The 8,314-nt window shown below is 54.3% G+C and carries 5 protein-coding genes and 2 tRNA genes; 2 read left to right on the top strand and 5 right to left on the bottom strand.

Annotated elements, in window-relative coordinates:
- Nucleotides 1-45: 45 nt before the first annotated feature.
- Nucleotides 46-122: transfer RNA gene (locus HNR64_RS14085), tRNA-Val, on the bottom strand.
- Nucleotides 123-181: 59 nt separating this feature from the next.
- Complete coding sequence (gene uvrB, locus HNR64_RS14080; RefSeq protein ID WP_204997058.1) at nucleotides 182-2,209, bottom strand: excinuclease ABC subunit UvrB; 2,028 nt, start codon at nucleotides 2,207-2,209, stop codon at nucleotides 182-184.
- A gap of 199 nt (nucleotides 2,210-2,408) precedes the next feature.
- Here uvrB and HNR64_RS14075 point away from each other — a divergent pair.
- Nucleotides 2,409-2,484, top strand: a tRNA-Asn gene (locus tag HNR64_RS14075).
- 64 nt (nucleotides 2,485-2,548) lie between these two features.
- Here HNR64_RS14075 and HNR64_RS14070 read toward each other — a convergent pair.
- The gene (locus HNR64_RS14070; protein ID WP_204997057.1) at nucleotides 2,549-5,035 is read right to left on the bottom strand and encodes a TonB-dependent receptor; all 2,487 of its coding nucleotides are present in this window, start codon (nucleotides 5,033-5,035) and stop codon (nucleotides 2,549-2,551) included.
- A gap of 169 nt (nucleotides 5,036-5,204) precedes the next feature.
- Here HNR64_RS14070 and HNR64_RS14065 point away from each other — a divergent pair, with 169 nt between their 5' ends.
- On the top strand, nucleotides 5,205-5,537 hold the full coding sequence (locus HNR64_RS14065) for a hypothetical protein (protein ID WP_204997056.1): 333 nt from the start codon (nucleotides 5,205-5,207) through the stop codon (nucleotides 5,535-5,537).
- A 7-nt stretch (nucleotides 5,538-5,544) separates the two neighbouring features.
- Here the strand turns inward: HNR64_RS14065 and HNR64_RS14060 are convergent, their stop codons facing one another.
- Nucleotides 5,545-7,317: an SLC13 family permease gene (locus HNR64_RS14060; RefSeq protein WP_204997055.1), complete on the bottom strand. Its 1,773-nt coding sequence runs from the start codon at nucleotides 7,315-7,317 to the stop codon at nucleotides 5,545-5,547.
- A gap of 1 nt (nucleotide 7,318) precedes the next feature.
- Nucleotides 7,319-8,290, bottom strand: coding sequence for a DHH family phosphoesterase (locus HNR64_RS14055; RefSeq protein WP_204997054.1), 972 nt, complete (start codon nucleotides 8,288-8,290; stop codon nucleotides 7,319-7,321).
- Nucleotides 8,291-8,314 lie beyond the last annotated feature (24 nt).

Below are 8,314 nucleotides of genomic sequence, written 5' to 3'. Positions count from 1 at the left end.
ACCGCCAAGGCGGGCGCTATTAACACACTGATTTTAATAAAGAATTGGTACGACCGAGTGGATTCGAACCACCGACCCCCACCATGTCAAGGTGGTGCTCTAACCAACTGAGCTACGGTCGTATTGTTGAGAGCCGCGCATTATAAGCAGGCAATTCGGGGAAGACAAGCCCAGCCGCCAATTAGCTAATAAACATGCGCTCCTTAATCTCGTGAAGCTTGTCGCGCAGTTTGGCCGCCGCTTCAAACTCGAGGTTTTTAGCGTGTTCCTGCATCTGCTGTTCCATCGTTTTAAGCATTTTCGCTAGCTCATTCGGCGCCAGGCTCTCTGCATCGAGCAGATAATCACCGGCGGGCTCTGCTGCTTTGCGCTGGTCACGCCCACGACGATTGGCTTTTGACCCCGGCGCCGCCGCCGCTTCTAAAATATCCTCAACGGATTTGTGCACGCCTTTGGGCACAATGCCGTGCGCCTCGTTGTGGGCAAGCTGCTTCTCGCGACGGCGCTCGGTCTCGTCAATAGCGCGGCGCATGGATCCGGTAATATTATCGCCGTACAAAATTGCCTTGCCGTTCAAGTTTCGCGCCGCGCGGCCAATTGTCTGTATTAAAGAGCGCTCAGAGCGCAGAAAGCCCTCTTTGTCTGCATCGAGTATCGCCACCAGCGACACTTCCGGCATGTCCAAACCCTCTCGCAGCAAATTGATGCCGACAAGCACGTCGAATTTGCCGAGGCGTAAATCCCGGATGATCTCTACGCGCTCGACCGTGTCGATGTCGGAGTGCAAATACCGGCAGCGAATATCATGCTCATCGAGGTACTCAGATAAGTCCTCGGCCATGCGTTTGGTCAGGGTAGTGACCAACACCCGCTCTTTCTTTTCCACCCTCACGTTGATTTCTGACAGCAGATCATCAACCTGGGTACTGGCCGGACGGACCTCAACCGCGGGGTCAACCAGCCCTGTGGGGCGCACGACTTGCTCAACGACACGCGCCGCGTGCTCTTCTTCATAAGGCCCTGGTGTTGCTGACACCAGAATTAACTGCGGCACAAGGCGCTCCCACTCCTCAAAGCGCATCGGTCGATTATCCAGCGCCGACGGCAGCCGGAAACCGTACTGCACCAGCGTTTCTTTACGGGAGCGGTCACCTTTGTACATCGCGCCAATTTGTGGAATGGTCACGTGAGACTCATCGATGACGACCAAGGCATTTTCAGGCAAATAATCAAACAAGGTTGGCGGCGCCGCCCCTGGCTCTCTGCCAGACAAATACCGAGAGTAGTTTTCGATGCCGTTGCAATAGCCCAGCTCGCGAATCATCTCCAGGTCGTAGCGGGTGCGCTGCTCCAAGCGCTGCGCCTCGACGAGCAACTCATTACTGCGCAGTTGTTCCAAACGGTCCTTAAGCTCTAGCTCGATTTTATCCACTGCAGACAGCAGCGTTTCCCGCGGCGTTACATAGTGGCTTTTTGGGTAAATAGTGACCCGCGGCATCTTGCCGTAAGACTCGCCCGTCAGCGGATCAAAACCGCTGATGCTGTCGATCTCGTCGTCAAACAATTCGACCCGCACCGCATCCTTTTCACTCTCGGCAGGAAAAATATCAATCACATCGCCCCGAACGCGGTAGGTGCCGCGCTGGAAAGCCATATCGTTGCGGGTGTATTGCAACTCGGCAAGGCGGCGCAGCAGCTTGCGCTGGTCGATACGTTCACCACGCACTAGGTGAAGCACCATTTTAAAATACAGCTCGGGGTCCCCCAGGCCGTAGATCGATGATACCGACGACACAATAATGGCATCGGAACGCTCCATCAGCGCCTTTGTCGCCGACAAACGCATTTGTTCAATATGGTCGTTTACCGACGCGTCTTTCTCTATGAACGTGTCTGACGCCGGCACATAGGCTTCGGGCTGGTAGTAATCGTAGTAGGATACGAAATACTCCACCGCATTATTCGGGAAAAACTCTTTAAACTCGCCGTAAAGCTGAGCCGCAAGGGTTTTATTGGGCGCCATTACGATAGTCGGCCGCTGCAGTTGTTCCACCACATTTGCAATGGTGAAGGTTTTACCCGAACCGGTTACCCCCAGCAGCGTCTGCGCATGCAGACCCGCGTTCACCCCTTCCACCAAGCCCTTAATTGCAGAAGGCTGATCTCCGGCCGGAGCAAACTTGGAAACAACTTGAAAGGGCTTAGCCATAACTCTCCTCGACACTGGAATTGCTGGCAAAGCGGCCAGTTTACACCATTGTGGAGGGAGTACGCAGAAGCGCGTTCAAGCGATGGCTAAGCAGAGGAAAACGCTAGAAAAAATGCTTTTTAAAATTTTCTTGGCCAAAAGCTTGACGCCCCAAAGAATGGCCTTTAATATGCGCGGCCTCAGCTGTTGAGACAGCTATTCCGCCTTAGCTCAGTTGGTAGAGCAAATGACTGTTAATCATTGGGTCGCTGGTTCGAGCCCAGCAGGCGGAGCCAAACAAGTAAAAGGGCTACATCGAAAGATGTAGCCCTTTTTTGTTGCCCGCTGTTTATGCCTCCCTCACCAATGATAATTCGCCTGCAAGGCAATGCTGCGGGGTGATTCGAGAAAGGCGTAGTGCCCCTTTGAACCGAATATCGTGTAGGACGTGGGGGTATCGCTGGCATAGGTAATAACGGTTTCATCCGTGAGGTTTTTACCCACGAGAGCGACATCCCAGGTTTCATCAATAGCGCCAATACCAATGCGCCCATTCCATTTCACATAGCCCTCTTGGTCTACTGCAGGATCGAGGTTTTGCGCCGGGTTGTAGTCGTCGGTAAATATCGCGTCCAGGCTAATTGCCATACCCAGCGTATCGCTGATGGGCACCCGCCATACCGCTAGCAGATTGCCAGCCCAATCGGCAACGTACTGGTTAGTCATGCCGCTGTAATCACAGTTAATACCATCAGCAGCGGTGGGAGCCTGGCCCGCCAAACACTGACCGTTTTCGTAGTCTTCAAACTCGAAATCAAGCAGTGCGAGAGCGCCGGCCAAAATCAGAGTCTCGGTCACCTGCCAGCGCCCGTCGAGCTCTATACCCTGAGTTACCGCACTGGCGGCATTGCCGACATTAAAGCCGAGTGTGCCGTCAAAGATGCTGACTTGAAGGTTGTCGTAGCGGGTATTGAACAATGCGATATTAAACTCTGCGGCGCCGTCAAACAGTGACATTTTTGCGCCAAGCTCAATACTTTCCGACTCTTCTTCTTCGTACTCAAAGGTACCAATCAATACCGGACGAGGACTCGTATCCGCCGGAGCATTGGGGTTGCGCGGAACCGGCTCTGCACTTGGCGAGGCGTTGGAACGAGCGTCGTATCCACCAGATTTGAAGCCCCGGCTCCAGGTGATGTAGGTCATCACATCCGGGGTGACGTCGTACTGGAGGTTAAGTGACGGCGATAGCTGGGACTCCGTTCGCTTGCCGCTGAGGTCGTGGCACTCGGCGGCAAAGCTGATCGCGGCAACGGTATCGGTCTCGCCAAGAGGGCGGTCGCTATAGTCCAGGTTGCCGAAGCGAAACTCGCGGCTACCAGTCTTGCGCTCATAGGTGTATCGCCCACCAAACGTTAAGCGCAGGTCGTCGCGCAGCTTCCAGGTCGCTTGCATAAAGCCGGAGCCCAGCAGGGAGTCGCTGTTAAAATCACGCGGCGAGGTTAAACCCGCTATCGCATTACCGGCATCACCAATGCCGAGAATTTCCTCCGGCGAGCCACCCAAGGGATTTGGGTCGCGATCACCCCGCGCGCCCCCTTCTGTGGCATCAGCAGCGTTGAGCAGTTGCACGATCAGGTCTGAGTCAACGACGATGCTGTCGAAAAAATACAGCGAGTTCTTCTGAAAATACAAGCCAGCGATGTATTCCCAGTTGCCGTCGATGGGGGACATCCAACGAAACTCCTGACTGAACTGCTCATAGTCTTCCTGTAGTACCAGCTTAAAGCCCTCGGCGGCGGTAAAGTCACAGTCGCAGAGATCGTCGTATTCATAGGCAACGTAGGCCGTCGTCGCAGTAAACTGATGGCCACCGCGAAACCAATCGGCGTTAACAGTCACATTGATGGTGTCGTTGTTGCTGTAGTCACCGTTTGAAGAGCGCTTAAAGTCCTGAAAGTTATTGCGTACAGAGTCGTGACTATCGATATCCAACACTCCCGGTACTTGGGTGCTATCGGCTATCTCGGCGTAAGTACGCCCGGTAAACAACGGATTAGTGCTTTCGGAAGGCTGATCGTTAATGATCTCCACTTGGCGGCCGAGCACATCAAAACTACCAATCTCAATTTTCGCACTCAGGCTCAGCTCGTCTGAGGCTTCCCAAAGTACTTTGAGGCGGACGGTTTCTTCTGAATAGTTAGGCTCGTCTCGACCCAAGGTGAGATTTTCTATATACCCACCAAACTCGCGTTTTCGCGCTGCAAAGCGCAAGCCTATCGCGTCACTGATGGGCCCGGACAGGGCAAGATCGATAACCTCCTCATCAAACTCCGGCTCGTAGACCGCCGACACAAAACCCTCGAATTCGTCTCCCGGGCTGGCTGTGATAATGCTAATCGCCCCGGCAATACTGTTTTTTCCGTACAGGATATTCTGCGGGCCTCGCAGCACTTCAACGCGGGCAAGGTCCAAAAACGGCGCTCTCGCTAACTGGGCGCGGCCGTAATAAACGCCATCCACATACATGCCCACCGACTGTTCAAACCCCTGATTAATTCCAGAGCCGATACCGCGAATATATATGGCTGTGCCAATACCGTTCTCTGACATGGTCAGATTTGGCACATAGGCTTGGAGGTCTTGAATCTTATTCAACCCTGCCTCCAACAGTTTCTCGCCGGATACCGCATTGACAGAAACAGGCACATCTTGAAGGCTCTGCTCTCGCAGCTGCGCTGTCACGATGACCTCTTCCAAGGTCGCGGAATGCGAGCTAAATGACAGAGGAAACAAAATAGCGGCGCAGGCCAAGCCTTGCACGGCCGATAGCAATCTTGGAGACATAGTCACTCCACAACGGTTTATTGTTATTGTTCAGTGGTGGGGATCAGTATAACGACACAATAAAAGCAATCAATGCCATAGCAGCCTCAAACTAGTCTCCGCTGTGGAGGCTCCCGGTTCAGGCACTAACGCGGTACACTGCCCCTGGCAATGGGTTGCTGAGGTAGGAATGAAATATCTGATAATAACGATGGCGCTGCTTCTGCCGTATTCAGGAATGGCAGAGCCCACCTTTAGCGACGGCCATACGGCGATGCAACGTTACTTTGAAAATACCCCGGCCTTTGCTACTCACAAGGCCGTATGGCTTCGCTACAACCGGCTGATGCTCAGCGCGAATACCGAGCGCATCAAAGCCAAAAGCCTTGCCAAAGCGGCCTGCCAGCTACTGGTACAAAATGGCTTCACGAATATTGATGTCGCCGTTGCCGTGACCGACCATCGTACACTCGAGCAAAACAACAACGTTACGGGCGTTACTGAGCGATACTGTCAGCGCTGAACAGCGATTAAAACGGCCAGACGAGTGGGACGATCAGCAGCGTCATTGCGCCTACCAGTGCCGTTAACGGCACCCCCATTTTGAAAAAATCGGTAAAGCGATAGTTCCCAGGGCCGTACACCATCAGGTTAGTTTGATAGCCAATCGGCGTGGCAAAACTCGCCGATGCGGCCATCATCAAGGTTACCGCAAAAGGTAATAGACTGACCTCTAGCTGCTGACTGGCCGCCAGGGCGATGGGGAACACGATAACGGCCGCAGCAAGATTGGAAATCACCGCAGAGAACAACGCTGTCACGAGAAAAATCGCCGCCAATGTCGCGACCGGCGAACCCGCAGCGATGTTAACGAGGCCTTCCGCTATGGCTGACGCCGCGCCGGTTTTCTCCATCGCCCCACCCAAAGCAATCGAAGAGGCGATTACCAATAGCACCTGCCAATCGACACTGCGGCGGGCTTCATTGGCGCGAATGCAGCGGGTAATCACCATTAAACCGGCAGCGAGAAATGCCGCCTTGAGCATGGATAACCAACCGAATGCAACACTGAGCACCATCCCCAACAGTATCAGTGATGCACGCAGGCGATGTTCATGACGGACAGGGCGAGAATTTTCAATGGCACTCACCAACAGAAAATCGCGCGAATAACGCTGGTTGCTAACAAAGTCCTCATGGGCTTCGAGCAAGAGGGTATCGCCCGCCTCCAGCTCGATATCCCCCAACTTTCCCTTTAGTTGCTCGCCATTGCGGGACACCGCGATAATGACCGCGCCATAATGGTTGCGAAAACGCATATCGCGCACACGCCGCCCCAGTTGAGGGAAGTTGTGCGAAATCACCACCTCAACCAAGCAGCGGTTTAGATTGCCGGCCTCAAGCTTAAAGACCTGCTCCTCGGCCAGCTTTAAGCCATGTATATTTTTCAGCTCCACCACAGAGCGAACGTCACCGGCGAAAACCAATTGATCACCGGCCAATAGCTTTTCGCTTGGAGAAACCGCTGTGAGGATCTGCTGAGCCCGAACAATTTCAACGAGGAACATACTGGGCAACTGACGAAGGCCAGCCTCCTCAATACTTTGCCCCACCACTGGACTGCCCGGCTCGACCAACATTTCGACGATGTACTGACGGGTATCGCCAAACCGCTCTTCGCGACCACCTCGATTGGGTAACAGGCGCCGGGAAAATAGCAGCACGAAAAGAATCACCAGCACGGTGCAGGGCACACCGATCCAGGCCAGTTCAAACATGCCCAGTCCTTGTTCAGGAAGTACCTGCAGCATCATGCCGTTCACCACCAAGTTGGTGCTGGTGCCAACCAGGGTACAGGTACCGCCAACAATGGCGGCGTAACTCAGCGGCATCATCAATTGTGAGGCCGACAAGCCATTGCGCTTTGCCCAGTCCCGCACCGCGGGGATTAACATCGCGACTACCGGCGTGTTATTCAAAATACTGCTAAATACCGCCACTGGCGTCATCAAACGCAGCTGTGCAGCACCGGCCGATTTGGGGCGCCCCAGCACGTTGTTGGAAATCCAGCTCACCACACCGGTCTCTGACAGGGCTTGGGCAACAATAAACAACACGCCCACCGTGACCATACCCTCATTGGACATGCCCGCCAGTGCCTCTTCAGGCGTTAGGACTCCCAGCAGCAACAGCACGGTGACACCACCACACAGCACCATGTCAGCGGGTCGCCGGCTGAAAATCAGTGCCGTCAAACAGGCGGCGATCACTGCCAGTGTCAGCCAAGCATCCAGGGTGAGCATTTTAGTCAGCTAGGCTCCGGTAGAATGTCTCGAACTGCTCGCAGAAATGTTCGAGCGTATCACCCGCCAAGTCGTTAATCCCCGCTGCCGCGGCTCGTCCGCCGCCTGTTGGGAATTGACGGCAAAACTCATCAGCGCCGCGTTTGTTGTTGAGCGGCGCGCGAATGCTAACCAGATAGTTACCATCGGCTTTTTCAGTGAGCACTGCATGGGCCCGGTCCGGGTGAGCGTTGACAAGATCATTGCTGTATACACCACTCACGCGGCGCGCCCAGCGCTCATTAGGTAATACGTAAACCGCCGCAATATCACTGCTGCGAACCGGCGGCAATTGCGCGGCGGCGGTCATATCACTGTGGTAGCCCGACTCCAGCTTGCTAAACGTGCCTGCCGAATCGGCTATAAAGTCGAGGGGATTGCTGAACGGCAGCAACTCTGCAAACAGCTCTGTGGGTGTGAAATGGAGATCATCCAAACTGGCACCGTAGCCGTTGTAGTTGAGATAAATTCCCAGATTCTCAAGTTTTTCGAGGTCCGCCTCGGCAACATTTTGCTGTGCAGCCAAGGTTTGCGCGCTCTTGCGCAGGTTGTCGCCATAAGCGCCGACAATTGCCCACAGGGCGTATTCACCTTGCAGATGCCCGTTTACCAGTAAGCTCGTGCAGACGTCTGCAGCAGTATTGATTTTTGTAGACAGCTTCGCGTGCTCCGGAATATCTCCAGCAAAGTGGTGGTCGACGTAGAACACCTCTGCCCCATTGGCCAGCAATGCCGCTAACCCTTCCCGGTTTTTATCAAGCGACACGTCCAACACGGTTACCCGGTCCCCCTCACCAGCCTCTACTCGATCGAGCAAGGCGATATCCCGCTTAACACCGCTGACGAGTTGGCTTTCCTGGGGGTCGGCTAACCTTAACTGCACCAGCGCACACAGTCCGTCAGCATCGCCATTAAATACATCAATTACCGCCATTACTGCTCTATTCCCTGTATTCGT

The sequence above is a fragment of the Spongiibacter marinus genome (assembly GCF_016906995.1).
GTDB lineage: Bacteria > Pseudomonadota > Gammaproteobacteria > Pseudomonadales > Spongiibacteraceae > Spongiibacter > Spongiibacter marinus.
The sequence above is the reverse complement of the archived record's forward strand: the minus strand, read 5'-3'. Positions and strand labels throughout refer to the sequence as shown.

Coding starts and splice junctions, on each gene's coding strand:
- HNR64_RS14055 (WP_204997054.1), bottom strand. CDS start 8,290: ATGGCGGTAATTGATGTATTTAATGGCGATGCTGACGGACTGTGTGCG.
- uvrB (WP_204997058.1), bottom strand. CDS start 2,209: ATGGCTAAGCCCTTTCAAGTTGTTTCCAAGTTTGCTCCGGCCGGAGAT.
- HNR64_RS14070 (WP_204997057.1), bottom strand. CDS start 5,035: ATGTCTCCAAGATTGCTATCGGCCGTGCAAGGCTTGGCCTGCGCCGCT.
- HNR64_RS14065 (WP_204997056.1), top strand. CDS start 5,205: ATGAAATATCTGATAATAACGATGGCGCTGCTTCTGCCGTATTCAGGA.
- HNR64_RS14060 (WP_204997055.1), bottom strand. CDS start 7,317: ATGCTCACCCTGGATGCTTGGCTGACACTGGCAGTGATCGCCGCCTGT.